General features: G+C 66.0%; 18 protein-coding genes, 1 pseudogene and 1 riboswitch. Of the genes and pseudogenes, 6 read left to right on the forward strand and 13 right to left on the reverse strand.

Features of this window, described 5'->3' with window-relative positions; translation table 11 throughout:
- Window position 1 precedes the first annotated feature (1 nt).
- The gene (locus ADT71_RS06315) at window positions 2-967 is read left to right on the forward strand and encodes a glutaminase (protein WP_054435823.1); all 966 of its coding nucleotides are present in this window, start codon (window positions 2-4) and stop codon (window positions 965-967) included.
- A gap of 10 nt (window positions 968-977) precedes the next feature.
- On the opposite strand, the gene ADT71_RS06320 is transcribed toward ADT71_RS06315, so the two are convergent.
- Window positions 978-2,759, reverse strand: coding sequence for a cation:proton antiporter (locus ADT71_RS06320; RefSeq protein ID WP_054435824.1), 1,782 nt, complete (start codon window positions 2,757-2,759; stop codon window positions 978-980).
- Window positions 2,760-2,905: 146 nt separating this feature from the next.
- On the opposite strand from ADT71_RS06320, the gene ADT71_RS06325 reads away from it, so the two are divergent.
- From ADT71_RS06325 to ADT71_RS06335, 3 genes are all read left to right on the forward strand, one after another.
- Window positions 2,906-3,703 carry an outer membrane protein assembly factor BamD gene (locus tag ADT71_RS06325; RefSeq protein WP_054435825.1) on the forward strand — a complete coding sequence of 266 codons (798 nt, stop codon included), beginning with the start codon at window positions 2,906-2,908 and terminating at the stop codon, window positions 3,701-3,703.
- An 83-nt stretch (window positions 3,704-3,786) separates the two neighbouring features.
- A complete protein-coding gene (gene recN / locus ADT71_RS06330) occupies window positions 3,787-5,448 on the forward strand; it encodes a DNA repair protein RecN (RefSeq protein WP_054435826.1) in 1,662 nt (553 codons plus the stop codon).
- Between the two features lie 161 nt (window positions 5,449-5,609).
- A complete protein-coding gene (locus ADT71_RS06335; protein ID WP_054435827.1) occupies window positions 5,610-7,262 on the forward strand; it encodes a DNA mismatch repair protein MutT in 1,653 nt (550 codons plus the stop codon).
- A 10-nt stretch (window positions 7,263-7,272) separates the two neighbouring features.
- Here the strand turns inward: ADT71_RS06335 and ADT71_RS06340 are convergent, their stop codons facing one another.
- From ADT71_RS06340 to ADT71_RS06395, 12 genes and pseudogenes are all read right to left on the reverse strand, one after another.
- On the reverse strand, window positions 7,273-8,214 hold the full coding sequence (locus tag ADT71_RS06340) for a zinc-binding alcohol dehydrogenase family protein (RefSeq protein WP_082370186.1): 942 nt from the start codon (window positions 8,212-8,214) through the stop codon (window positions 7,273-7,275).
- A 135-nt stretch (window positions 8,215-8,349) separates the two neighbouring features.
- The gene (locus tag ADT71_RS06345) at window positions 8,350-9,858 is read right to left on the reverse strand and encodes a DUF4403 family protein (RefSeq protein WP_231635653.1); all 1,509 of its coding nucleotides are present in this window, start codon (window positions 9,856-9,858) and stop codon (window positions 8,350-8,352) included.
- A gap of 66 nt (window positions 9,859-9,924) precedes the next feature.
- Window positions 9,925-10,671 carry a TorF family putative porin gene (locus tag ADT71_RS06350; RefSeq protein WP_082370187.1) on the reverse strand — a complete coding sequence of 249 codons (747 nt, stop codon included), beginning with the start codon at window positions 10,669-10,671 and terminating at the stop codon, window positions 9,925-9,927.
- A 27-nt stretch (window positions 10,672-10,698) separates the two neighbouring features.
- Window positions 10,699-11,145, reverse strand: a complete 447-nt coding sequence (locus ADT71_RS06355) for a hypothetical protein (RefSeq protein WP_054435830.1) — start codon at window positions 11,143-11,145, stop codon at window positions 10,699-10,701.
- Window positions 11,146-11,290: 145 nt separating this feature from the next.
- Window positions 11,291-11,716 (reverse strand): VOC family protein, encoded by a 426-nt coding sequence (locus ADT71_RS06360; protein ID WP_054435831.1) that lies wholly within the window; start codon window positions 11,714-11,716, stop codon window positions 11,291-11,293.
- 99 nt (window positions 11,717-11,815) lie between these two features.
- Complete coding sequence (lpdA, locus tag ADT71_RS06365; protein ID WP_054435832.1) at window positions 11,816-13,213, reverse strand: dihydrolipoyl dehydrogenase; 1,398 nt, start codon at window positions 13,211-13,213, stop codon at window positions 11,816-11,818.
- Between the two features lie 119 nt (window positions 13,214-13,332).
- Window positions 13,333-14,568, reverse strand: coding sequence for a 2-oxoglutarate dehydrogenase complex dihydrolipoyllysine-residue succinyltransferase (gene odhB / locus ADT71_RS06370; RefSeq protein WP_054435833.1), 1,236 nt, complete (start codon window positions 14,566-14,568; stop codon window positions 13,333-13,335).
- 8 nt (window positions 14,569-14,576) lie between these two features.
- Window positions 14,577-17,426: a 2-oxoglutarate dehydrogenase E1 component gene (locus ADT71_RS06375; RefSeq protein WP_054435834.1), complete on the reverse strand. Its 2,850-nt coding sequence runs from the start codon at window positions 17,424-17,426 to the stop codon at window positions 14,577-14,579.
- A gap of 183 nt (window positions 17,427-17,609) precedes the next feature.
- A pseudogene (gene sucD, locus ADT71_RS06380) lies at window positions 17,610-18,499 on the reverse strand (succinate--CoA ligase subunit alpha).
- Window positions 18,500-18,664: 165 nt separating this feature from the next.
- The gene (mdh, locus tag ADT71_RS06385; RefSeq protein ID WP_054435835.1) at window positions 18,665-19,627 is read right to left on the reverse strand and encodes a malate dehydrogenase; all 963 of its coding nucleotides are present in this window, start codon (window positions 19,625-19,627) and stop codon (window positions 18,665-18,667) included.
- A gap of 375 nt (window positions 19,628-20,002) precedes the next feature.
- Entirely contained in the window at window positions 20,003-20,377 is a 375-nt protein-coding gene (locus ADT71_RS06390) for a hypothetical protein (RefSeq protein ID WP_054435836.1), read from the reverse strand.
- A 122-nt stretch (window positions 20,378-20,499) separates the two neighbouring features.
- Window positions 20,500-21,645: a cell wall hydrolase gene (locus tag ADT71_RS06395; protein ID WP_082370188.1), complete on the reverse strand. Its 1,146-nt coding sequence runs from the start codon at window positions 21,643-21,645 to the stop codon at window positions 20,500-20,502.
- A gap of 232 nt (window positions 21,646-21,877) precedes the next feature.
- Window positions 21,878-22,063, forward strand: a riboswitch (cobalamin riboswitch).
- Window positions 22,064-22,164: 101 nt separating this feature from the next.
- Between ADT71_RS06395 and ADT71_RS06400 the strand changes: the two genes are divergently transcribed.
- Both ADT71_RS06400 and ADT71_RS06405 read left to right on the forward strand, forming a co-directional pair.
- Window positions 22,165-24,000 (forward strand): TonB-dependent receptor domain-containing protein, encoded by a 1,836-nt coding sequence (locus ADT71_RS06400; protein ID WP_054435842.1) that lies wholly within the window; start codon window positions 22,165-22,167, stop codon window positions 23,998-24,000.
- Window positions 23,997-24,947, forward strand: a complete 951-nt coding sequence (locus tag ADT71_RS06405) for an ABC transporter substrate-binding protein (RefSeq protein WP_231635654.1) — start codon at window positions 23,997-23,999, stop codon at window positions 24,945-24,947. The genes ADT71_RS06400 and ADT71_RS06405 overlap by 4 nt, the downstream gene beginning before the upstream one ends.
- The last annotated feature ends 160 nt before the right edge of the window (window positions 24,948-25,107 follow it).

Raw genomic sequence — 25,107 nt, forward strand, 5'->3', positions numbered from 1 at the left:
TTTGGAAGCTTCATTAAACAGGGGAACTTCGGGCGCTGACGCACCCGGCGCGGTTATCGCCGAAATCGCGGAGGAACTGCGCTTCGCCGACTATCGCGGGAAGGTGGCGGACTATATCCCACCGCTGGCTGCCGTGCCGGACACCAAGTTCGGGATCGCGGTGGTCATGGCGGACGGCGCGGTGCACACGGCGGGCGATGCCGAAGAGGCGTTTTCGATACAGTCGATTTCCAAGGTCTTTGCGCTGACGCTGGCACTGGGCGCGGTGGGAGATCAGTTGTGGAGCCGGGTGGGCCGTGAACCGTCCGGCAGTGCGTTCAATTCGATCGTCCAGCTTGAAACCGAGCATGGCATCCCGCGCAATCCTTTCATCAACGCCGGGGCCATCGTCGTCACCGACGTGCTGCTCGGGCGCCTGGAGCCGCGCGAGGCGATCGGCCAGATGCTGCGCTTCGTGCGCGAACTCGCGGGTGACGACGGCATCGTCATCGACGAGGTCGTGGCTGCCGCCGAGAGCGAGACGGGTTTTCGCAACCGCGCGCTGGCCAATTACATGCGGGCCTTCGGCAATATCCACGGCGATGTCGAGCGGGTGCTGGGGACGTATTTCCACTTCTGCGCGCTCGCCATGAGTTGCCGCCAACTTGCGCTGGCCGGGCGCTATCTGATGAACGGCGGAATCTCGCACGGGCACCGCGTCATCAATGAGCGGCGTGCGCGGCGCATCAATGCGTTGATGATGTCCTGCGGCCACTACGATAACTCGGGCGATTTCGCCTATCGCATCGGGTTGCCCGGAAAGTCGGGCGTTGGCGGCGGCATTCTTGCCGTGGCGCCGGGCACCGCGAGTATCGCGGTATGGTCTCCCGGGCTCAACCAGAGCGGCAATTCGCACCTCGGGCAACTGGCGCTGGAGCGGCTCGTCCAGCGGACCGGCTGGTCCGTGTTCGAGCCGCGATCGTTGTAGCCCTCTCCGTCTAGGCCCGCTCGGGCTGCTTCAACTGGCCTGACTTGAGCGCAGGCTTCTGCGCCAGTCCGCCCTGTTCCTTGATCTGTTCGCGGAATTCGTCGCGCTTTTCGTGGATCGAGGCGATTACCGGCCCCATGGCGACGCCGATCTCGGTGAGTGCGGCTTCCGAGAGTTGCAACGAGCTTTCGAGCGTTTCGGGCACCGCGTGCGTAGCGCCGGCGCGATAGAGCAAGGCCGCGTGCTCGGCGTCGCGGGCGCGGGCGATGATCGGCAGGTCGGGAAAATCGGCGCGCAGCTTGCGGACGATGCGCTGGGCGGTGACGGGTTCGTCCATCGTCAGGATCACCGCCGCCGCACCGGCTGCGCCGAAACGCAGCATGGCATCGCCGCGACCGGCATCCCCGAAGGCCACCGTGTAGCCATGGCGGCGCCCGTCCGTGACGAGGTCGGTATTGCTGTCCACCGCGAGGTAGGGGCGGCCGTGACGGGCCAGCATGTCGGCCACCAGCCGTCCGACGCGGCCGAAGCCGATGATGAGGGTCTGCGGCTTGTCGGTCGCCTCGGCGGGCTGGTGCGGCGTTTCCACGCTGTCCACCTGTTTGGCGAGCAGCTTGCCGATCATCGACAGCAGTGGGGTGACGGTAAGACCCAGCGCGGTGACGATCTGCCAGAACATCGCCGTGCCTGGCTGGATGAGCTGTGCCGCGCCCGCCGCGCTCAGCACGATCAGCGTGGTTTCCGAAGGGCTCGACATCAGGATGCCGGTTTCGGTCGCGGTGCCGCGCCGGGCGCCCATCATGCGCAGCAGCAGGCCCGTTACCGTGGACTTGAGCAGGATCACGCCGACCGCGGCGATCAGGATCGAGGTGAGGTTCTCCCAAACGATTCGAAGGTCGATGCTCATGCCGATGGTGATGAGGAACACGCCGAGTGCGAGGCCCTTGAACGGCTCGATGATCTGTTCGACCTCGGTATGGTATTCGGTCTCGGCGATCAGCAGGCCGGCGACGAGCGCGCCGACTATGGGGGAAAGACCGGTCGCCCCCGTCGCCAGCGAGGCCAGGATCACCACCAGCAGGCTGGCCGCCAGGAACAGTTCGGGGCTTTTGGTCCGTGCAGCCTGCGCGAAGAGCGGCGGGAGCAGGTAGCGGCCCAGCACCAGCAGCGCGGTGACGACCAGCGTGCCCCAGACCAGCGTGTGGATCAGGCCGTCCATTCCTGCGCCCTTGGCGTGAGGGGCCAGAGCGCCCAGCAGGAAGATGATCGGCACCAGCGCGATATCCTCGAACAGCAGCATGGCGAGCGCCGCGCGGCCGACCGGGGTGGTGGTGTCGGTCATCTTGAGGACGAGCGCCGTGGAGGATAGCGCCAGTGCGAGGCCGAGCGCCATCGCGCCGGAGAATCCCTGCCCGATTGCGGCGAAGAAGAATGTGAGGGCGCTGCCGGTCAGGATCAGTTCCAGCGAGCCGAGCCCGAACACGAAGCGCCGCATCGCCCACAAGCGGCCGAACGACAGTTCCAGGCCGATCGAGAACAGCAGCAGGATGATGCCGAATTCGGCGAATATCTCCAGCCCGTCGGGGTCGGTTATCGTCACCCAGGACAGCCACGGCGTATCGAACACCAGCCGGCCGAGACCGAAGGGGCCGACCAGCAGCCCTACGAGGATGAACCCGATCACCGGGGTAATGCGGAAACGGTTGAAAACGGGAATCACGATGCCCGCTGCACCCAGGATAACCAGTGCATCGGACAAGACGGGAGAGGAAAGAGCGTTGCTGCCGGCCATATCGGTCCGACTATGGCAGGCACGCCGCGCCAGACAATGCCGAACTTCGCCGATTCAGCGTCTAAGCCGGGGAAGAAATGCCTTCCTGTCGCCTTGCGGTGCAACTTCACTTGGCGTTCAGCAAAGCGCTGGTTATAGACCCGGCCATGTTCGAACGCTCGCGCTTCAAGATCGCCCTTCTCGCTGCCGCCACCGGCGCGATCGTCCTCACCGCAGGATGCGCAGGCGGGAGGGGCGGAAACAAGGACACCGCCTACGTCGCGCGCGACGTCGATACGCTTTACGCGGCCGCGCAGCAGCGCCTGAATCAGGGCCGCACCAAGCAGGCCGCCGCCCTGTTCGACGAAGTGGAGCGCCAGCACCCCTATTCGCCCTGGGCCCGCCGCGCGCAGCTCATGAGCGCGTTCAGCTACTATGCCGCGCGTGACTATACGAAGTCGATCCAGTCGGCGCAGCGCTTCCTCTCGATCCACCCGGGCAACAAGGACGCGCCTTACGCCTATTACCTGATCGCGATCTGCTATTACGAACAGATCAGCGACGTTACGCGCGACCAGAAGACCACCGAGCAGGCCAAGCAGGCGCTGACCGACGTGATGCGCCGCTATCCCGGCACGCCTTACGCCGCGGACGCGAAGCTCAAGATCGACCTTGTGAACGATCACCTTGCCGGCAAGGAAATGACCATCGGCCGCGGCTACGAGGCCAGCGGCAAGTGGCTCGCGGCAACCCTGCGCTTCCGCAACGTCGTCGACAATTTCCAGACCACCAGCCATGCACCGGAAGCCCTCTTCCGTCTGGTCGAGGGATATCTCTCGCTCGGCGTGCCCGAGGAAGCGCAGAAGGCGGCGGCCGTGCTGGAAAACAACTATCCGAACAGCAAGTGGTACGCACGCGCCTACAAGCTAATGGAAAAGTACGCTCCGAAGAACGTCGCCGCCTGAGGCGCCTGCGGTGCGGCTGCCTGAGCGGTGGGCGCAAAGATGCGTGACGGGCGAATAAGTTTTCGCTAGAACGGATCGCGAACATGCTGAACCGCCTCTCCATCCGCAACATCGTGCTGATCGAAGCGCTCGACCTCGATTTCGCAAGGGGGCTGGGCGTTCTCACGGGTGAAACCGGCGCGGGCAAGTCGATCCTGCTCGATGCACTGGGCCTCGTGATCGGGAACCGTGCCGACAGCGGGCTGGTGCGGGCCGGCGAAAGCCGGGCGATCGTCACGGCCAGCTTCGAATTCGCAGAGCTTCCCGGCGTCGTTCGCAAGGTACTGGAAGAGGCCGATCTCGAAATCGAGCCGGGCGAGCCGCTGATCCTCAAGCGTCAGCTCAAGGCCGATGGCGGCAGCCGGGCCTTCCTCAACGACCAGCCGGTGGGCGTTGCGCTGCTGCGCGAAATTGCGCCTGCGCTCGTTGAGATCCATGGCCAGCACGACGATCGCGGCCTCGTGAACGCGAAGGGGCACCGCGCCCTGCTCGATCGTTTCGCGGGCGGGGACGTTGCCGGGGTGGAGGCTGCTTGGAAGAGCTGGCGCACCGCCCAGAGCGCCCTTGACGGCGCGCGCGCGCAAGTCGCCAAGGCGGCCGAAGATCAGGACCTGTTGTTGGCGCACCTTGCCGAGCTGGATGCGCTGGGTCCGCAGGAAGGCGAGGAGGAAGAACTCGCCCATGCCCGCGCCGAAATGCAGAAGGGCGAAAAGCTTTCCGACGATCTCGTTGCGCTCCAGCATCTGTGGACCGGGTCCGATTCGGCGCTGGCTTCGCTGCGCGGCGCGTCTCGCCGGCTTGATCGTATCGCCGGCGAGCATCACCTGCTTGCCGAAGCGCTCGAAGCGCTGGACCGGGCGGTGATCGAGGCGAGCGAGGCGGAAGACAAGCTGGACCGCGCCGCCGAGGCCCTGGCTTTCGACCCCGACGAGCTCGACCGAATCGAGACGCGGTTGTTCGATCTGCGCGCCGCGGCCCGCAAGCAGGGCTGCCAGGTCGACGAGCTGCCGGAAAAGATGCGGGAGATGCGCAGTGCGCTGGACGCCATCGAAGGCGGAGAGGAGCATGTCGCCGGGCTTGAACGCACCGCGCAGAAGGCGGCGCTGGCCTATCGCGAACAGGCCGAGGCGCTGCACGACCTGCGCCGGGCCGCCGCCAAGCGGCTCGACAAGGCGGTGGCGGCCGAACTCGCGCCGCTGAAGCTCGATGCCGCCCGCTTCCAGACCTCGGTGATCCGCGTGCCGGAAGACCGCTGGGGTTCGCATGGCATGGATGCCGTCGAATTCCTCATCAGCACGAATCCCGGCGCCGATTTCGCTCCGCTTGCCAAGATCGCTTCGGGCGGCGAACTCTCGCGCTTCATCCTCGCGCTCAAGGTGGCGCTGGCCGAAGAAGGCGGCGCGGCGACGGTGATCTTCGACGAGATCGACCGGGGTGTCGGCGGCGCGGTCGCCAGCGCGATCGGCGAGCGTCTGGCGCGGCTTGCCTCGGAAGGGCAGTTGCTGGCGGTTACGCACAGCCCGCAGGTCGCGGCGCGCGGGCGGCGGCACTACATGATCGCCAAGTCCAGCGAAGGCACCGTCACGCGCACCTCGGTGGCGCTGCTCGACGAGGGCGAGCGCAAGGAAGAGATCGCGCGGATGCTCTCCGGGGCCGAGGTGACGGCGGAGGCTCGGGCGCAGGCCGATCGGTTGCTCGAAGTTTAAAAGGCAACCCCCGGGGGATGATTCCCCGGACCCTCGGAACTTCAACCTCGCCCGTTGTCTGTCCGTAGTACCCTCCGCTGCTTTTCCTTTTCTTCCCTTTGCACTGCAAGGCAGGAAGCCTAGTGTCCGCCCCGACAATTCCCCCAGACGGACCACATCCCATGCCCAAGTTCCTCCTCGCCTCCGCGCTGCTCGCCGCGACCAGCCTCGTTTCCGCTCCGGCCCTTGCGGCGGAACCGGCCTACGATCTCGCCGTGCAGAAGGCGAAGCTGGCGACGATCCCGATGGAGGTGGACACGAAGTTCCTCTCGGCCGAGGAGCGGGACGTGGTGAACCTCCTCATCAAGGCTTCCGACCTGATGAGCGAGGTCTACTTGCGGCAGCGCTACGCGGAGAACCCGCAAGTGCGCCGCGCGGTCTCGATGAACCGCCGCGCCGACCGCGACCTGTTGGTCGAGATGTTCGACCGTAATTTCGGGCCCTGGGACGAACTGGCCGACCTGCACCCGTTCTGGGGCACCACGCCGATGCCGGAAGGTGCGGGCTTCTATCCCGAAGATCTTACGCGCGCCGATTTCGAGGCTTACCTTGCCGCGCACCCGGACCAGAAGGCGGCGCTGAGCAGCCCTTACACGGTCGTCCGCAGGGACGGCGCGAAGCTGGTCGCGGTGCCTTATTCGGTCGCCTACAAGGCGTGGCTGGAACCGGCGGCCGGCCTGCTCGATCAGGCGGCGGCGCGGACGAGCAACGCCAGCCTGAAGAAATTCCTCTCGCTGCGGGCCAAGGCCTTCCGCACGGACGACTACTACGAGAGCGAACTGGCATGGATGGACCTGAAGGACACGCCCATCGAAGTCGCCATCGGGCCCTATGAGGTCTACACCGATCGTCTGATGGGCGCGAAAACGTCGTTCGAGAGCTTCGTGACGCTCAAGGACCCGGTGGAATCCGCTGCGCTTGCCAAGTACAAGAACTACTTGCGCGACATGGAAGCGAACCTTCCGATCGAGGATGCCTACAAGAACTTCCAGCGCGGGTTCGAAAGTCCGATTGCCGTGGCCGAACAGATTCGCGGCGGCGGCGACAATGTGCCGGGGCCGCAGACGGTCGCTTTCAACCTTCCCAATGACGAGCGCGTGCGCGAGGCCAAGGGCGCCAAGAAGGTGATCCTGTCGAACGTGCTGGGCGCAAAGTTTGAGCGTATCCTGAAGCCCATGGGTGCACTGGTGCTGGTGCCGTCGCAGGCGGGTCTGGTCGATCGCAAGTACATGCAGCTCGAAACGCTGTTCCATGAACTCTCGCACAGCCTCGGGCCGGGCACGATCGTCGTGAACGGTCAGACCACCACCGTGGACAAGGCGCTGAAGGAGCAGAACTCGGCAATCGAGGAAGCCAAGGCCGATGTCGCCGGGGTCTGGGATATCCTGTTGATGATGAAAAAGGGCGAGATTCCGGCATCCGAGCGCCCCCAGCTTTTCGCCACTTATGTCGCGGGCATCTTCCGCGCGGTGCGCTTCGGCGCGGTGGAGGCGCATGGCAAGGGCGCCGCGCTCCAGTATGGGTACCTGCGCGACAAGGGCGCCTTCACTTACGACGCAGCGGCGCGGCGCTATGCTTTCGACGATGCGAAGATGGAGGCAGGGCTGCGCGACCTGCTGCACGACATGCTGATGCTTCAGGCCAAGGGCGACTATGAAGGCACGAAGGTCTTCATGGCGCGCTGGGCGAAGCTGGATCCCGAGGCGGAAGCCGTGATCGCGAGCATGGCGAGCCTGCCGGTCGATATCCGGCCGGTCTATCCCGAAGGCATCTGACCGCTGCCGGTCAGGGCCGCATAACCACATGGCCGAAGGGCTGGCCGCTGAGGATGAATTCGTAGGCTTCGGCGGCCTCGCACAAGGCGAACTCGTGCTCGATGGGAAGCTGGATGCCGCCCTGGCTTACGCGGGCCAGCAGGCGCGTGACTTCGTCGTGGATATCGGGCTCGCCCAGCGGGCCGGCGGGCGCGATGGCGAAGCGCCTGATCGTGGGGCCGCCTGCGCCTTCCTTGCCATATCCGATCGAGGCCAGACCGTTTCCGGCGGCTGAGATCGCGGCGTAGCGTCCGCCCGGTGCAACGAGACGGGCAAGTTGCGTGGACCTTTCACCGGCGCTGACGTCGAACACGAAATCGACGCCCTTGCCACCGGTCAGTTCCAGACATGCGGCCATCACGTCGTCCTGTTCGGGGTAGAGGGCGTGATGGAGGCCGAGTTCCCTCAGCCTGGCGCCGCGCGCCGGATCTCGGGATATTCCGATGACGGTGGCGCCCGTTTCGGCGGCGAGTTGCAGCGCGACGATACCGAGGCTGCTGGTGATGTGATTGATGAGCAGGACTTCGCCGGGTTGCAGTTGGCCCCGTGCGAAAAGCGTCCCCTGCGCGGCGGCCAGCGTGAAGGGCGCGGCCGTCCCGAAGCCCGGATCGATGCCCTGGGGCAGGGGCCAGGTGGAAGCTTCCGGCGCGGCGAACAGTTCGGCATGGCTGCCCCAGCCGTGGCAGGCCACAACCCGGTCGCCGATGCGGAACCGGGTCACTTTCGCGCCGGTGGCGATGACGATGCCACAGGCCTGGCTACCGGCGATGCCCGAAGGGGGGATCTCCGCAAGGCCGCTTTGATAGAGCGCCAGCTTCACCAGATCGATGGCTTCGATGGAAGCCAGCTCGACACGGATAAGCACCATGTCTGCCGCTACATCCGGTTCAGGTGCATCGCCAAAAGTCAGCATGGGACGTGCTCGGGGCCCGAGTGAAAAACAGCCTTCAAACGATCCCCGCGTCTCTGGATTGAATTCGATCTTGTTGGACAACACTGTATAAAATCGATTGCACGTCAAGGCATTCCTGCGGGTAAACTGCTGCCATTATGGCTTATCTCTCAGTGTGATCGACGTTTTTCCACCGGCGCGAACCGGCAGGTAGAGCCCGCGTCCGCTGGCCTTGATGGTCCCTGTATGCGTTTCGGTGACTTCGGCCCGGATCACGAATTCGCCTTCCCGCTTGTCGTCGATGGCGCGCGCGATCTTGCCGAGGAGGTCCCGGTAGTCGTTCTCGAAATTCTGCCCGAGCGCCGCGGAGAGCGTGCTGGACACGCCGGGCGTATTGGCAAGGGCCAGCAGGATATCGCCGCCCACCGCGTCCGTCGTGCCGCCGACATGGAAATCGGCGAAGTCCACCTTGCGCGAATTAGCGGCATTTACCGGGGTTGCGGTGATCCAGACCGTTCCATGTGCCGCCTTCAACCGTTCGGCTACGCCGCGGGCCGTGAAGTTTATACCTACCGCGATTCTGCCGCCGGTGGTTCCGTAGATGGTCGCCTTGTGGAAGGTGGCCATTACCGGGCCGATGTGCGGAACCGCGAACGGCCGCTGCGACCGCTTGACGAGCGCGCGCATCAGGACCGGCTCAAGCTCGCGATAATCGGCGATCACCGGGATGAAGAAGGCCAGCCGGCCGGCTTCCGCTGTCATCGGGCGCAGCGGGGGCAGGGGCGCGGCGGGCGGATCGGGCGGGCGGTGGCCAACGAAGGTTTCGGTGAGCGCCTTGAGGCCCAGCCGCAGGACCAGCCGATGTCCATCCAGTTCATACCCGCCGTACTGCAATTCCTGCGGCGTGATCCGCATCCAGACCGGCGGGTTCCTCTCATTGAGGGCGAGCGAGGTGAAGGCGGAGGCCCAGGCCCTTTCGATCTGCGGTCTCAGTTCCAGGCGGGCAAGCTGCCCGGGGAGAGTTGTTTCAAGCCGGGCGATCACCGGGGCGAGCTTGCGGTCCGCCGGCTCGGTGAGGTCTATGCGCTGGCCGAGGAAATCGAGATGGGGATGCTCGGTCCAGCTATAGCGGATGTCCACCGTGCCGCGCGGGGTCCAGTCCTGCGCAAGCGTGAGGCGGATCGTGGCGCGGGCCGTGGCATCTGCCGTTGCGGTTTCCCGCTTGAGGACGCCGGCGATATCCTCGGCGCGGACGACGGCGTGCAGCGGCATGGTCAGCACGATGTCGCGGCCCTTGCCGGTGAAGCTTACCGGACCGCGCGTGACTTCGCCGATGATGCGGCACTTGATGTCCGGGGTCTTGAGCTTGACGAAAGCCACCTTGACCTTCCTTGACGGCACGCAAGTGCTGTCCGGCCTGTCTATCGACCAGAGCCGGCGGGGAATCTCCCGCTCCAGGGCCCGGGCGAGTTCGCTTACGTCGGCATGGATGGGGACGGTGACGAGCGATGCCTGCGGTTCCATGCGAATGGCGTCGGTGGCGCGGGGCGGCGGCCCTTCATCGGCTCGGCGCTTACACCCCGCGAGCGCGAGCGCGAGGCAAAGCGCGAGCGTCGTCGCTCCCATGGCGCAGTGGCCCGCCGCACGGACCTTTCCTGTCCTCATTGCGCGAATGTCCCGGAAATTGTCCCCTCCGCACAGGACAATACGCGAGAATTGCGGCAGTTCCAATCACGGCGTGAAACGCAGGTAAGCCGCAATCCTGGAGCCTGTGTGGCGGTCGCGATAGCGGCCGGGGGCCAGGTCGTCCCCGATCGATGTCCCGGTATATCGCAGGCCCAGCGCGAGCCGGTCCATCTGCTGTTCGACGCCGAGATAATGGTCCCAGTAACTGCCGTCCGGGCGCAGGCGCTGGACACGCATTGCGGCAAGAGCGGAATTCCGGGTGGAGCCGGTGCTGTAGCCGCCCCCACCATACACGGTGAGCGCGGTGCCGGGAATGCCGACGGCAGCATTGGCTTCAAGGTAGAGATCGCTGCCGCCGATCGCCTTCTGCGAAGGCGCGAAGCTGGCGCCGAGGTCGAGACGGGCGGGGCCGATCGTGCGGGAGAGGCGCGTGCCGAGTTCGCCGTAGCTCAGGCCCGAGGCGCCGACGAAGACATGGCCGGTGGCTGCCGCGGAAAGCGTCCATCCGCCGCCGGAGTAGAGCGTCAATTCCGGAGACAGGGTGAGGCCTATGTCGGCGTCGCCGTGTCTTGCGCTGTCCCGCAGGCTGGCGGCGCCGAGATCGATCGAGACATCGGAGGACAAGGGCAGGCTGGCATCCACCGCCATGGCCGCGCGGCCGCCGCTCCAGCTCAGCCCGCGTGCGCGCAAGTCGCTGGTGGCCTCCAGCGAGACGCTGGCGGCGGCGGACTGGGCCTGGCTGTGGGCGGGAAAGACGATTGCGCGGCCACGAGGGCCGCCGGGAAAGCGTATCTGGTCATCCCGACGCTCTAGCGCGGTTCATTTCGCGGCGAAATCGCGTGCGGCGTCGATTGCGGCCAATGTATCGTGGTGGTCGGCGGATGCCAGTTCGCGGACGTGATCCGAAATCGCATCGGCCTTGCCCGCCACGAATTCGCCCCTCTGCCGGTCGTCGCGGCGGCAGTCTCCGGGTTGGCTCTGCGTGAAGGTCCTCGTGCCGGGAAGCACGGTGGCGATGGCCCTGGCGCCGCCCGCAGGCTGAATGCGCCGCTCGACCGAGACTTGCGCGGTAAGGATGCAGCGCCGGCTGCTGGTGCGGGCCGGGGGGGAGATGCCGATGGCCTTGGCGCGGGTCTCGACCCGGGTGACGTAATCGACTGTGTAGGCCGCGCCGCGATGCTGGACCTCGAGCGAATGGGCCGGAGCCGCGTGGGGAACTGCGGAGGCGGAGATGGCTGCGGTTGCGGCGAGAACCAGGAAGCTCAAGTGATCACCCTCTCATCTTTGCCTAAATAATAGGCATTAAATGCTTATTGTTTGGGCATCCTCGATAGCAGCGGCTATTGTCCCGTTCGTTTCCCGATCTTGAATTTCATTGTCTTTCCGGGCGGCCGAATCCGCGACACGCGGTTCAGTTTCGGGCGAAGAGCTGGCCAAGATCGGCGAAAGCCTTCATCTCGATGGCATTGCCGGAAGGATCGCGGAAGAACATCGTGGCCTGTTCTCCCGGCTGTCCGGCAAAGCGGATATAGGGTTCGATGCCGAACGCCATCCCGGCGTCGCGCAGACGCGCGGCGAGAGCCTGCCAGTCCTCCATCGCCAGCACGATCCCGAAATGCGGCACCGGCACGCCGTGTCCATCGACCGGATTGGATCCGGCATCGCCGCGCGCCATGTCCGGCACGTGATGGGCGACGATCTGGTGGCCATGGAAGTCGAAGTCGATCCACGATGCACTGCTGCGTCCTTCCCGGCATCCCATGACCCCGCCCCAGAATGCCCGGGCGGCGTCGAGATCGTGGACGGGAAAGGCGAGGTGGAAGGGGCGAAGGTTCATGGGGCGAGAGGTAGCGGGAATGCGCGCGCGCCCCAAATGGAAAAGCCGGCGATGCTTTCGCACCGCCGGCTTTCGCCTGGCCTTCGAAGAAGGAGCCGATCAGATGTGGATCGGCTTGCCCAGCACGGCCATGGCCGCTTCCTTGATCGCTTCCGAATGGGTCGGGTGCGCGTGGCAGGTGTAGGCGATGTCTTCCGAGGTCGCGCCGAATTCCATGGCCTGCGCGGCCTGGCCGATCATCGTGCCTGCCACCGAGGCGATGCACCACACGCCGAGCACGCGGTCGGTCTCGGCATCGGCGATCACCTTCACGAAGCCGTCCGGCTCGTGGTTGGTCTTGGCGCGCGAGTTGGCGAGCATCGGGAACTTGCCGACCTTGATCGCGCCGCGTTCCTTGGCGGCTTCCTCGGTGAGGCCGACGCCCGCGAATTCCGGCTGGGTGTAGACCACGCCCGGGATCACGTCATGGTTCACGATGCCGGTCAGGCCCGCGATGTTCTCGGCCACGGCAATGCCTTCGTCCTCGGCCTTGTGCGCGAGCATCGGGCCGGGGATCACGTCGCCGATGGCCCAGACGCCGTCCACCTTGGTGGCGAAGTCGTGGTCGGTCTCGATCTGCGCGCGTGCGTTCAGTTCGATGCCGATCTTGTCGAGGCCAAGGCCTTCAGTGTTGGGACGGCGACCGATCGAAACCAGCACGACGTCGGCCTCGATCACTTCCGCGTCACCGCCCTTGGCGGGTTCGACGGTGACCTTGGCGGTCTTGCCTTCCACGGTCACGCCGGTGACCTTGGTGCCGAGCTTCAGGACCATGCCCTGCTTCTTGAAGATCTTGCCGGCTTCACGGCGCACTTCGCCGTCCATGCCGGGCAGGAGCTGGTCGAGGTATTCGACGACGGTGACTTCCGCGCCGAGACGGCGCCAGACCGAACCGAGTTCGAGACCGATCACGCCGCCGCCGATGACGACCATCTTCTTGGGAACGGAGGCCAGCTCCAGCGCGCCGGTGGAATCAACCACGACGCCGCCGGCATTGTCGATCTCGACGCCGGGAAGCGGGGTGACCGAGGAACCGGTGGCGATCACGATGTTCTTGGCGGTCACGGTCTTGCCCGCGACTTCGACGCTGTGCGCGTCCTTGAACTGGGCGTAGCCCTTCAGCCAGTCGATCTTGTTCTTCTTGAACAGGAATTCGATGCCGCCGGTCAGGCCCTTCACGGCGTCCTTGCGCTGGTCCTGCATGGTGTCGAGGTCGAGCTCAGGGGTCACCTTGATGCCCATCGCCGCCATCGCGCCGCCCTTGGCCGCCTCGAAGTATTCCGATGCGTGGAGCAGGGCCTTGGAGGGGATGCAGCCGACGTTGAGGCAGGTACCGCCCAGCGTCTCGCGACCTTCGGCGCAGGCGGTCTTCAGACCGAGCTGTGCGGCGCGGATCGCAGCGACATAGCCGCCAGGGCCGGCACCGATGACAAGGACGTCGTAATCGTAATCAGCCATTGTTCAGGCCTCCGTACGCTCGTGCTTCGCACTTTGGGCACGAGCGGAAAATAGTCATTTCAACTCAAGAGAAAACCCCGCCCGGCCAGATGTTTTTCAGGACGGGCGGGGTCTGCAACTCAGAGGTCGATGAGGAGACGGGTGGGATCCTCGATCGCTTCCTTGATCGTCTTGAGCGCGGTGACCGCTTCACGGCCGTCGATCAGGCGGTGATCGTAGGACAGCGCGATGTACATCATCGGGCGGATCACGATCTCGCCGTTACGGACGACCGGGCGATCCTCGATGCGGTGCAGGCCGAGCACGGCCGACTGCGGAGGGTTGATGATCGGGGTCGACATCAGGCCGCCGAACACGCCGCCGTTGGAGATCGTGAAGGTGCCGCCGGCCATGTCGGCCATGGTCAGCGTGCCTTCCTTGGCCTTCTTGCCGAAGTTCGCGATCGCCTTCTCGATGCCGGCGAAGCCGAGCTTGTCGCAGTCCTTCACGACCGGAACGACGAGGCCGTTCGGGGCCGAGACGGCGATCGAGATGTCGACGTAGTCGTGATAGACGATCTGGTCGCCGTCGATCTGGGCGTTGACCGCCGGGATGTCCTTCAGCGCCAGGACCGAAGCCTTGGCGAAGAACGACATGAAGCCGAGCTTGATGCCGTGCTTCTTCTGGAACACGTCCTTGTACTTCTCGCGCGCCTCGATGACGGCCGACATGTCGACGTCGTTGAAGGTGGTGAGAAGCGCGGCGTTGTCCTGCGCGGACTTCAGGCGCTTGGCGATGGTCTGGCGCAGGCGCGTCATCTTGACGCGTTCTTCGTTGCGCACAGCCGGAGTGGCGGCGGCCGAAGCGGCGACAGGCGCCGAGGCGGGCTTGTTCTTGGCGGCTTCAAGGACGTCGTCCTTGGTGATGCGGCCGTCCTTGCCGGTGCCCTTGATGGTGGCCGGGTCGATGCCGTGTTCCAGGATCGCGCGGCGCACGGCCGGCGACAGGACCGAGGAACCGGCCGAACCTTCGTCGGCGGCAGCAGCCGCGGCCGGGGCGACGGCGGCAGCCGCGGGGGCCGGAGCCGGAGCGGCGGCGGCCGGTGCTGCGGCAGCCTTGGGAGCGGCGGCGGCGCCGGTGCCTTCCTCGATCGTGGCGATCAGCGCGCCGACGACGACGGTGTCGCCTTCCTTGGCGATCTGCTGGCCCATGACGCCCGCGTGGGGCGCCATGACGTCGATCGCGACCTTGTCGGTCTCGAGGCTGGCAATGGGCTCGTCAGCGGCAACGGCTTCGCCGGGCTGCTTCAGCCACTGGCCGATGGTGGCTTCGGCGACGGATTCCCCGAGGACGGGGACCTTGACTTCGGTGGTCATGATTTATCTCAAGCCTTCTGCTTGCGACGGAGTTCGGAACGAACGGAAAGATGCAGCGCATCGGCGACCAGCGCAGCCTGTTCGGCAACGTGGCGCTTGGCGAGACCGGTGGCAGGCGAAGCCGAGGCATTGCGACCGGCATAGCGCGGACGCGGCTGGGCGACGCCGGCTTCCTTGGCGGCAGCCTCGATCTGCGATTCGACGAAGAACCAGGAACCGTTGTTCTGCGGTTCTTCCTGGCACCAGACGACCTCTTCGAGGTTCGGCATGCGCGCCAGGCGCTTTGCCAGCGGCTCGCCCGGGAAGGGATAGAGCTGCTCGATGCGGATGATCTGGGTGTCGTCGATCTCGGCGGCATCGCGGGCTTCGAGCAGGTCGTAGAAGACCTTGCCCGAGCACAGGATGACCTTCTTGGTGGCCGCATCTTCCGAAGCCCTGGGGTCGGAGAGGATGCGCGAGAAGGTGCCGGTAGTGAACTCCGAGGCCTGCGACTTTGCCAGCGGGTGGCGAAGCAGCGACTTCGGGGCCATGATGATCAGCGGCTTGCGGAACGGACGGTGCATCTGACGGCGCAGAACGTGGAAGTAGTTCGCGGGCGTCGTGATGTTGCAGACCTGGATGTTGTCCTGTGCGCAGAGCTGCAGGTAACGTTCCAGACGGGCCGACGAGTGCTCCGGACCCTGGCCTTCGTAGCCGTGGGGCAGCAGCATGACGAGGCCGTTGGCGCGCAGCCACTTGGACTCCGCCGAGGCGACATACTGGTCGATGATGATCTGCGCACCGTTGGCGAAGTCACCGAACTGGGCTTCCCAGAGCACCAGCGTCTTCGGGTCGGCGCTGGCGAAGCCGTACTCGAAGCCGAGCACGCCATATTCCGAAAGCGTCGAGTTCAGGACCTCGAAGCGGCCGTGGGGCAGGGTGGTGAGCGGCGTGTACTTGTTCTCGTCCTTCTGGTCGACCCAGACGGAGTGACGCTGCGAGAACGTGCCGCGTTCGCAGTCCTGGCCGGACAGGCGCACGTTGTAGCCTTCGGTGACCAGGCTGCCGAAAGCGAGCGCTTCCGCCGTGGCCCAGTCGAAGCCGTCGCCCGACTTGAACATCTCTTCCTTGGCCGCCAGCACGCGGGCCAGCGTCTTGTGGACGGTCAGGCCTTCGGGAACGGTGGTCAGGGTACGGCCGAGGCTGTCGAACAGCTTGGTCTCGATCGTGGTGTCGACGTTGCGGCGCGCGGTTTCGGGATCGGCAGGCTTGTGGAAGCCGCTCCACTGGCCGGAGAACCAGTCGGCCTGGTTGGCCTTGTAGGTCTTGGCCGCCTCGAACTGCTCTTCGAGATGCGCGGTGAAGTCCGCTTCGGTCTTTGCCAGGAAGGTGTCGTCGATGACGCCTTCCTGCTTCAGGCGATCGCCATAGATCTTGCTGACCGGCGGGTGCTGGCGGATCTTCTGGTACATCAGCGGCTGCGTGAAGCCGGGCTCGTCGCCTTCGTTGTGGCCGAAGCGGCGATAGCACCACATGTCGATCACGATGTCGCGGCCGAAGGTCTGGCGGTAGTCGATCGCCAGCTTGCACGCGAACGTCACCGCAGCCGGATCGTCGCCGTTGACGTGTAGGATCGGGGCCTGAACGCCCTTCGCCACGTCGGACGGGTACGGCGAGTTGCGCGCGAACTGCGGGCTCGTCGTGAAGCCGATCTGGTTGTTGATGATGAAGTGGATGCAACCGCCGGTGTTGTAGCCCTTCACGCCCGAGAGGCCGAAGCACTCCCAGATGATGCCCTGGCCGGCGAAGGCCGCGTCACCGTGGATGAGGACCGGCAGCACCTGCTTGTGCTTGGAACCGGGGCCGATATCGTCGCCGATGTCGTCCGCGATCGTCTGGTAGGCGCGGACCTTGCCGAGCACGACCGGATCGACGGTTTCGAGGTGCGACGGGTTGGGCATCAGGCTCATGTGGACCTTGATGCCGTCGAACTCGCGGTCGGCCGAAGTGCCGAGGTGGTACTTCACGTCGCCCGAGCCGCCCACGTCTTCCGGATTGGCAGTGCCGCCCGAGAATTCGTGGAAGATGACCTTGTAGGGCTTGGCAAGGACGTTCGCCAGGACGTTCAGGCGGCCGCGGTGGGCCATGCCGTAAACGATTTCCTTCACGCCCAGCGTGCCGCCGTACTTGATCACGGCTTCGAGCGCCGGGATCATGGCTTCGCCGCCGTCCAGGCCGAAGCGCTTGGTGCCGACGTACTTCTTGCCGAGGAACTTCTCGTACTGCTCACCGCGCACGACGGCCTGAAGGATCGCCTTCTTGCCTTCGGGGGTGAACTCGATTTCCTTGTTCGCCCCTTCCATGCGCTCCTGGAGGAAACGGCGTTCCTCGACATCGGCGATGTGCATGTATTCGAGGCCGACCTTGCCGCAATAGTTCGCGCGCAGGATCTGCACGATCTCGCGAACGGTCGTCCACTCCAGGCCGAGCGCGCCGCCGACATAGACCGAACGGTCCTGCGCGGCGCCTACGAAGCCGTGGTATTCGGGGGTCAGGTCAGCGGGAAGCTGGCGCTGGTTGAGGCCGAGCGGGTCGAGATCGGCTGCCAGGTGACCGCGCACGCGATATGTGCGGATCAGCATCATGGCGCGGATTGCGTCGGCCGCGGCTTCGTCTATGCGGGACTGGTCGACCTTCTGGCCGCCCTTTGCGGCTGCCTTCTCGATCTGGACCTTGAGAGCGCTGGGGTCGAGGCCCTGGGTCAGGTCGTCCTCGAATTCCGCTCCTACGAGCGGCCAGTTCTTGCGCTGCCAGCTCGGACCGGCCTGCGGGCCGTCGAGGGCATCATCGGGGGTGAAGTCGAAACTTTCGTCGCCCATCGGGTGTCACCTTTTGTCGCGCCGGAAAACGGCCGGCGCTACCAAGCTAGATCTGGAACGATGGTCCCGATGGAGGGGGGCCGTTTCGTTCGCATGGCGTCCGGCATCTCGAACGTGCCGGATCGCTTGTGGGTCCCGTGGCGGCGGAAATCCGAAGATTCGCGCCGCCATGGGGGATTGGGGTCAGGCGTATTCCTTGAGGACTTCCACAAGGGTTTCACCCAGAAGCGACGGCGAGGCTGAGACGCGGATGCCCGCTTCTTCCATCGCCGCGATCTTGTCCTCGGCGCGCCCTGGCCGCCCGACACGATCGCGCCGGCGTGGCCCATGCGGCGGCCCGGAGGCGCCGTGCGTCCGGCGATGAAGCCCGCCATGGGCTTCTTGCGGCCGCGCTTGGCTTCGTCCTTGAGGAACTGGGCCGCTTCTTCTTCGGCGCTGCCGCCGATTTCGCCGATCATGATGATCGACTTGGTCTCGTCGTCGGCCAGGAACAGTTCCAGGACGTCGATGAAGTTGGTGCCGTTGACCGGGTCGCCGCCGATGCCGACTGCGGTGGTCTGGCCGAGGCCGGCATTGGTGGTCTGGAACACCGCTTCATAGGTGAGCGTGCCCGAGCGCGAGACGACGCCCACCGAACCCTTGGAGAAGATGCTGCCGGGCATGATGCCGATCTTGCATTCGCCGGGGGTCAGGACGCCGGGGCAGTTCGGACCGATCAGGCGCGACTTCGAGCCCGAGAGGGCGCGCTTCACGCGGACCATGTCGAGAACCGGGATACCCTCGGTGATCGCGACGATCAGTTCCATCTCGGCGTCGATCGCTTCCAGGATCGAGTCGGCCGCGAACGGCGGCGGAACGTAGATGCAGGTGGCGGTCGCACCGGTTGCGGCCTTGGCTTCGGCGACGGTGTTGTAGTTCGGCAGACCGATGTGGGTCGTGCCGCCCTTGCCCGGAGTCACGCCGGCAACCATCTGGGTGCCATAGGCGAGCGCCTGCTCGGTGTGGAAGGTGCCGGTGGCACCGGTCATACCCTGGGTAATGACCTTGGTGTTCTTGTTGACGAGAATGGACATAGGGGAATCCTAATTCCTGTTCCTGGTGTAGGCCGATTCCGGCTTGGGAAGCGCCATGGCGCAATTCCGCGAAGTGCAACCGTCCAAGTCGTAAAATCAACGGGCCAGTAAGCCGAGCCCGCCCGCTCCGGCACTTTGCCGGGCGGGCCGGGCCGGTCAAACGGATCAGGCCAGCGAGCCGTCGATAGCCTTGCAGGCGACCAGCAGTTCCTTGACCGCGTCGATCGAGACCTGGAGACCGGCTTTCGCCTTCTCGTTCAGTTCGATCTCGATGACCTGCTCGACGCCATCGGCGCCGATCACGACGGGCACGCCGACATAGAGGCCGTCGACGCCGTACTGGCCTTCGAGGTGCGCGGCGCAGGGCAGGACGCGCTTCTGGTCGCCCAGGTACGATTCAGCCATGGCGATCGCCGAAGCGGCGGGAGCGTAGAAGGCCGAGCCGGTCTTCAGCAGGGCCACCACTTCGCCGCCGCCGTTGGCGGTGCGCTTGACGATGGCGTCGATGCGATCCTGGGTGGTCTTGCCCATCTTGATGAGGTCGGGAACCGGGATGCCCTTGACGGTCGAGTATTCGACCACCGGCACCATGGTGTCGCCGTGGCCGCCGAGCACGAACGAGGTCACGTCGCGGACCGAAACGCCGAATTCCCAGGCCAGGAAGGTCGAGAAGCGGGCCGAGTCCAGCACGCCGGCCATGCCGACGACCTTGTTGTGGGGCAGGCCCGAGAATTCGCGCAGCGCCCAGACCATCGCGTCGAGCGGGTTGGTGATGCAGATCACGAAAGCGTCGGGTGCGTTGGCGGCGATGCCTTCGCCGACTGCCTTCATCACCTTGAGGTTGATGCCCAGCAGGTCGTCGCGGCTCATGCCCGGCTTGCGGGCGACACCGGCGGTGACGATGATGACGTCGGCGCCGGCAATGTCGGCATAGTCGTTGGTGCCGGTGATCTTGGCGTCGAAGCCCTCCACGGGACCGCACTGCGACAGGTCGAGCGCCTTGCCCTGCGGCAGGCCTTCTGCGACGTCGAAGAGGACGATGTCGCCCAGTTCCTTCTGCGCGGCGAGGTGCGCGAGGGTGCCGCCGATGTTGCCGGCGCCGATGAGGGCAATCTTCTTACGAGCCATGATGCTTGCTTGTCCTTCCCAGAGGCGGGATCGACGGACGAAAAGGCGGCCTGCTGTGTCCCGCTAAAGGCAGGTGCCGGTGTTCAACGAGGGGCGACCTACGCCCCTCAAACCGACATTGCAACCGTGAAAAGCCCGCGCAAAGGGCTGGTGGGGCAGTTTTTACTGATAATAGTTCGCAATTGCAATAGTGGGCGGGAATGCGCGGAAAACTGGCCCGGGAAGCGGGGTTCGGAGCCTGTTTTGCGCAACCCGGCGGGCGCAGATTGCATCCAAGTGTCTCGCACGGCGGTATGACAGGCAAGCGTCGGGGAGGGCGAGTCGCCTTGGAGGAAGGGCAGGCGGTCGCGAGTCACGGCGGCGGCGGCGAGACTGTCAGGCGTTCGTGGTGAGCCGTCTGGCGAAGGCTTCGGCCATGCGGTGATCGAGCTGCCGGCAGATGGCGATCCACCAGTCGCAGGCCGCGATGTCCCCCGCGAGGCGCGCGGCGGCGGCATTGGCGCGGGCATGGGAGGCGGCGGACAGGCCGTGGCGGGCGAAATGGCGCAAGGCTTCGGCGAAGATGCGCTCGTTCGCGGCCAGGGTGGCCGCATCCTGCTGCTGCGCGGTGGCGTGCCCCTCCGTCCGCTGCCGGCGCGTTCGGCGACGAGTGCCGTTGTCGTTGACCGCGCCGAGCGGCACGGATGGACACAGCGCTCGCACGATCACAGGACACGTCCCGCCTTTGGCGGCGGAGAAGCGGATTGCCATGGTATCGGGCCTCTTGTCTTCGGCGTTAGGGGGTGGTGCCGCGACCCCGTTATAGGATTGCAGGCGCTAAGCCTTAATGAGGGCGTATGGTTGCCGAAACCTTGAGAGGGGAATCGGGAGGTTTACTGAACCGGTTGCCCGATCCAGCGCCCGGAATTGGCATAGTCGGGCCTGATCCCATGGGCCTCGGGCAGGTTCCTCGCCCGGTATAGCGCTTCGCCGCCCCGTTCGCGCACGTCGCTGGCATAGGCAGGGACGGCGGCCTGCACGAGGGTGGCCGGAGCGGAGGCGGGCTGGATGGCGGTGTCCGGCCGGATCGGGGTTGCCGCCTCGAAGGCGCGCTGCACCGCGAGCGGGTCCAGCGCGGCGTTGGCGACCGCTCTGGCGGCGGAATCGTCATGGCGATGCGGCGCGGCGAGCGGCTCCCCGCCGAAATAGGCGAAGCGGAAGGCCGAAGGGCTCCCCGCCGGTCCGCTCAGGGCATAGAAACGGTGCGCGCCGATCGTCGAGAGATAATGGAGGCTCGGCGCCCAGTAGGGATTGACCTGGACGGTGTGGTAATGCGTGGCCAGGCCGACCGGCGCGTAGACGTAGCCGGAAAGCGCCGCGCGGGCGACTTCCTGCGCACGCTGCCAGAAGAAGCGCTGCGGCGCGCGTGCCAGCGACCCGTCGCAGGTGAAGGAGAACTGGCAGCCGGTCGAGCGCTCGGAGCCCTGGTAGACCACGCCGCAGACGGTCTTGGGATAGGCGGGATGGGCCAGCCGGTTGAGTACGACCTGCGCCACCGCGCGCTGGCCGGCATCCGGCTCGCTGGCGGCCTCATAGTAGATCGCGGCGGTCAGGCACTGGAGCGCGCGGCTGCGGTCCACCCCGGAATTGTCGATGCGCAGCGCGCGGGCGACCGGGCCGGGGCCGGTCACGCCGTCATCGGCATCGGAATGAATGCCTTCGCCGATCCTGAGCACAGGCTCTTCGGCATCGAGATAGTAGAAGGCCGAACCGGGGAAGCTGGCTCCGGCCTGCTCGAAGGGCATCGGCAGGACCGTCTGTTCGGGCGACCGCGCATCGGCGATGGAGAATTGCTGCCAGGAGCCCGGCGAGGCGAAGGCGGGCAGTGCCACGGCGGCCAGTGCGGCGAAACCCAGCGACCAGCGCCGGCGCGCGCGGCGTGCGACATGTCGCCGGCCGCCGCGCGCGAAGTGCCCGCGGAAATCGCGCGGACGCGCTTCCCAGGGTTCGAGGCAGGCAGGAAGGGCGGCAGCGGTCACGAATTGTCCTCTTGGCGCGTCCTTTCGGGGGACGGGCGCATCTTGCGCCTAACCCGCTTTGCGGCGCGCGGCATCCCTGCAGATCGGCACGTCCCGAAGCGGTACAGGCCCTGCCGATAGCCTTAATGGCTTAAGAGAATCTTCCGGTTTTCCCGGCGGCGATACCTGGCGCGGCCTTTACCGGCCCTGCTTGCCAATCCTCGCGCCGGACAGTATCGGCGCAAGCGACGTCATGGGTGGCCCGGAGCCGGGCCCAGGATTGGAACCTGGTGGGAATTTCGGCGAAAGCCCGAAGCTGCCCCCGCAACTGTGACCGGGGAGCGCCCCCTCCACGCGATGCCACTGGGTCAAACCGGGAAGGCGGAGGCGGCGCGGCGATCCGGAAGCCAGGAGACCTGCCCTTGACGGTCGTTCCGCAGCCGGGCGGGGTGTCCCGGCATGCAGCGAGCACGCGCGCATGAGGAAAGGCGCGCGTCTCCGCCATGGACGGCAATGTCGTTCAAGGTTGGAGGAATTACCGTGAAGTATCTGTTTCTGCTGGGGACGGCCCTGTCCGTCGCCACTCCCGCGCTGGCGGACGAAGCCGCAAACGATAGCATCGCAGCGGACGGCATCGTCGTCACCGCGACCCGCACCGAGACGCCGGTGAGCGAGATCGGCCAGTCGGTCTCGGTCGTCACCCGCGAGGATATCGAGCGTACCCAGGCAGTCACCGCCACCGATGTGCTGGCCCGCCTGCCGGGCGTGACCTTCACCCAGTCCGGCGGCTTCGGCCAGCCCGCCAGCGTGTTCATCCGGGGCGCCGAGAATGCGCAGAGCCTCGTGCTGATCGATGGCGTGCGCATCAACGATCCGGGCGATGTCGGCGGCGGCTTCGACTTCGGCAGCCTGACGGTCGGCCAGTTCGACCGTATCGAAGTGGTGCGCGGCTCTTCCGGAGTTCTCTGGGGCAGCCGCGCCATCGGCGGCGTCGTCAACCTCATCACCGCACGCCCGACCGAGCAGTGGACCGCGCGCGGCCAGGCCGAATATGGCTGGCGCGACCAGAAGCAGCTCGGCGCCTCGGCGGCGGGCAAGGTGGGCCCGGTCGGCCTGACGCTGGGCGGCAACTGGCTCAAGGGCGACGGCTATTCCGCCTTCGACGAGCGCCTCGGCGGTAAGGAAAAGGACGGCTTCGAAAGCAAGAGTGCCAATGCCCGCGCCGAAGTGGAACTGCTGGGCGGCCTGTCCGCCGACGCCGGGACCTACTGGACCAAGGCCAACTACGATTACGACAACACCGGCGCCGATGCCCTGAACGTGGGCATGAAGCGCGACACGGTGGGCTATGCGAACCTTCGCTACAAGGGGCTCGACGGCCGCCTGACCGCGCGCGTGGGCTACGGCCTCACCGACACCCGCCGCATCTCGGACGACGCGGTCTTCGGTCCCTACACCACCAACGGCCGCGCGGACCGCTTCGAGGGGCAGGTTTCCTACACGCCCGTCGACATGGCGAGCATTCTCGTCGGCGCCGAGACCGAGAAGCAGAAGTTTTCGGACAACTACGGATCGAAGGACTCGACCTCGATCGACAGCTACTTTGGCATGCTGACGCTGCGTCCGGTCACCGGACTGACCCTGAACGGCGGGCTGCGCTACGACGACAATTCGGACTTCGGCCACAAGACCACGTTCTCGGCCAATGGCGCCTGGGTGATCGGCGGCGGCGAGAGCGCGCCGATCCTGCGCGCCAGCTATGGCGAGGGCTTCAAGGCGCCGTCGCTTTACCAACTCTATACCAATGGCGGTTTCCGCGCGCTCGATCCCGAGACCTCGAAGTCGTGGGACGTGGGCGTCGAGCAGCCCTTCGCGGAAGGGCACGGGACGTTCTCGGTCACCTATTTCGACCGCAAGACCAAAAATCTGATCGACTACGATCTGGCCGAATGGAACTACTACAATGTCGGCCGGGCCCGCGCGAAGGGCGTGGAACTGGGCATGCAGGTGAGCGACTGGAACGGCTTCGACATGAGCCTTTCCGCCACGTACCTCGACGCCACCAACGAGGACACCGGCAAGCAGCTGGCCCGCCGTCCCAAGACCAACCTCTACGCCAGCCTCGACAAGCACTGGTCGGACGGCTTCCGCCTCGGCGCGGACCTGCGCGTGGGTGGGGGGCGCTATGACGACGTGGCGAACACCTATTATCTTGGCGGCAATGTCCTGGTGGGCCTGCGCACGGCTTATGACGTGACGCGGAACATCCAGCTCTATGGCCGGGTCGAGAACCTGTTTGACGAGCACTACGAAGTGGTGCGGACATACGGCACGCCGGGCCGCGCGGCTTATGCCGGGGTTCGGGTGAAGATGTGATCCGAGCGCTTTCCCTGACACGGTCGGGACGGGGAAGGCGCAAGGCCCGCCTGCTCGCCGCCGCGCTGGCTCTTGCCGGCCCGGTGGCGGTGCTAGCGGGATGCGGGGGCGGCGATGCGGCCGACGCGCCCGGTTCCGCGAAGGCCGGTGGTCATCCCACGATCGTCTCGCTCAACCCCTGCACGGACGCGATCCTTGCCGAAGTGACAGGGCCGGGCCAGTTGCTGGCGATCTCGAACTACAGCCACGATCCCGAGAGCAGTTCGATGCCGATGGAAGCGGCGCGTCGTTTCAGGGCGGTTTCGGGATCGGTGGAGGAAGTGGCGAGGATCGGCCCGCGTGTCGTCGTCGCCAGCGCCTTCCTCGATCCCGCAAGCGAGGCGGCGTTCCGGCGGCTGGGGTTCGAGCTGGTCAAGGTTCCGATAGCCTCCGACCTTCGGGCCGCGCGCGAGCAGGTGCGCCAGCTTGCACGGCTGGCCGGGCATCCCGAACGGGGCGAGCGGCTGGTCCAGCGGATCGATGCGGCCGTGGCCCGAAACGCGCCGCCCGCCGGAATGCGGCAAATTCCTGCACTGGTGTGGGAATCCGGTGGACTGGTGGCCGGAGACCGGACCCTGATCGTTGACATGATGGAGCACACCGGCTTTACGAATATTGCCGGCGCGCGCGGCCTCTCCCAGGCCGATTATCTGCCCTTGGAGCATGTGCTGGCGGACCCGCCGCGCGTGGTCTTCGCGGTAGGCGATCCGCTCGCCGAGGAGGACCGAATGCTGCATCACCCGGCGCTTTCCGCGCTGACCAGTACCCGGCGTTTCTTGCTGAGCCGCTCCATCCTGTGGTGCGGGGGCCCAACCATTCCGCGTGCGCTCGACGAACTGGCGGCGGCGCGCAGGGCGCTGGCCTCGCCGGAGCCATTGGGCGATTGGACTGTTTCCCTCAGACCATGAACCTGCGTTTTGTCCTGCTGCTGGCTCTCGCGCTTTGTGTCGCGGTGCCTTTGTCGCTGCTGGCGGGCCGCGTTTGGATCAACCCTTTTTCCCCGGAACTTCAGAACGCATCGATCATCCTCGTGCAGCTGAGACTGCCAGCACACAGGGGATTGACGGG

Source organism: Novosphingobium sp. ST904 (assembly GCF_001298105.1).
Taxonomy (GTDB): domain Bacteria; phylum Pseudomonadota; class Alphaproteobacteria; order Sphingomonadales; family Sphingomonadaceae; genus Novosphingobium.

What these genes read in the sequence shown, in the direction of transcription:
- ADT71_RS06320 (WP_054435824.1), bottom strand. Translation starts at nt 2,759, where the DNA reads ATGGCCGGCAGCAACGCTCTTTCCTCTCCCGTCTTGTCCGATGCACTG.
- ADT71_RS06325 (WP_054435825.1), top strand. Translation starts at nt 2,906, where the DNA reads ATGTTCGAACGCTCGCGCTTCAAGATCGCCCTTCTCGCTGCCGCCACC.
- recN (WP_054435826.1), top strand. Translation starts at nt 3,787, where the DNA reads ATGCTGAACCGCCTCTCCATCCGCAACATCGTGCTGATCGAAGCGCTC.
- ADT71_RS06335 (WP_054435827.1), top strand. Translation starts at nt 5,610, where the DNA reads ATGCCCAAGTTCCTCCTCGCCTCCGCGCTGCTCGCCGCGACCAGCCTC.
- ADT71_RS06340 (WP_082370186.1), bottom strand. Translation starts at nt 8,214, where the DNA reads ATGCTGACTTTTGGCGATGCACCTGAACCGGATGTAGCGGCAGACATG.
- ADT71_RS06345 (WP_231635653.1), bottom strand. Translation starts at nt 9,858, where the DNA reads ATGAGGACAGGAAAGGTCCGTGCGGCGGGCCACTGCGCCATGGGAGCG.
- ADT71_RS06360 (WP_054435831.1), bottom strand. Translation starts at nt 11,716, where the DNA reads ATGAACCTTCGCCCCTTCCACCTCGCCTTTCCCGTCCACGATCTCGAC.
- lpdA (WP_054435832.1), bottom strand. Translation starts at nt 13,213, where the DNA reads ATGGCTGATTACGATTACGACGTCCTTGTCATCGGTGCCGGCCCTGGC.
- odhB (WP_054435833.1), bottom strand. Translation starts at nt 14,568, where the DNA reads ATGACCACCGAAGTCAAGGTCCCCGTCCTCGGGGAATCCGTCGCCGAA.
- ADT71_RS06375 (WP_054435834.1), bottom strand. Translation starts at nt 17,426, where the DNA reads ATGGGCGACGAAAGTTTCGACTTCACCCCCGATGATGCCCTCGACGGC.
- mdh (WP_054435835.1), bottom strand. Translation starts at nt 19,627, where the DNA reads ATGGCTCGTAAGAAGATTGCCCTCATCGGCGCCGGCAACATCGGCGGC.
- ADT71_RS06390 (WP_054435836.1), bottom strand. Translation starts at nt 20,377, where the DNA reads ATGGCAATCCGCTTCTCCGCCGCCAAAGGCGGGACGTGTCCTGTGATC.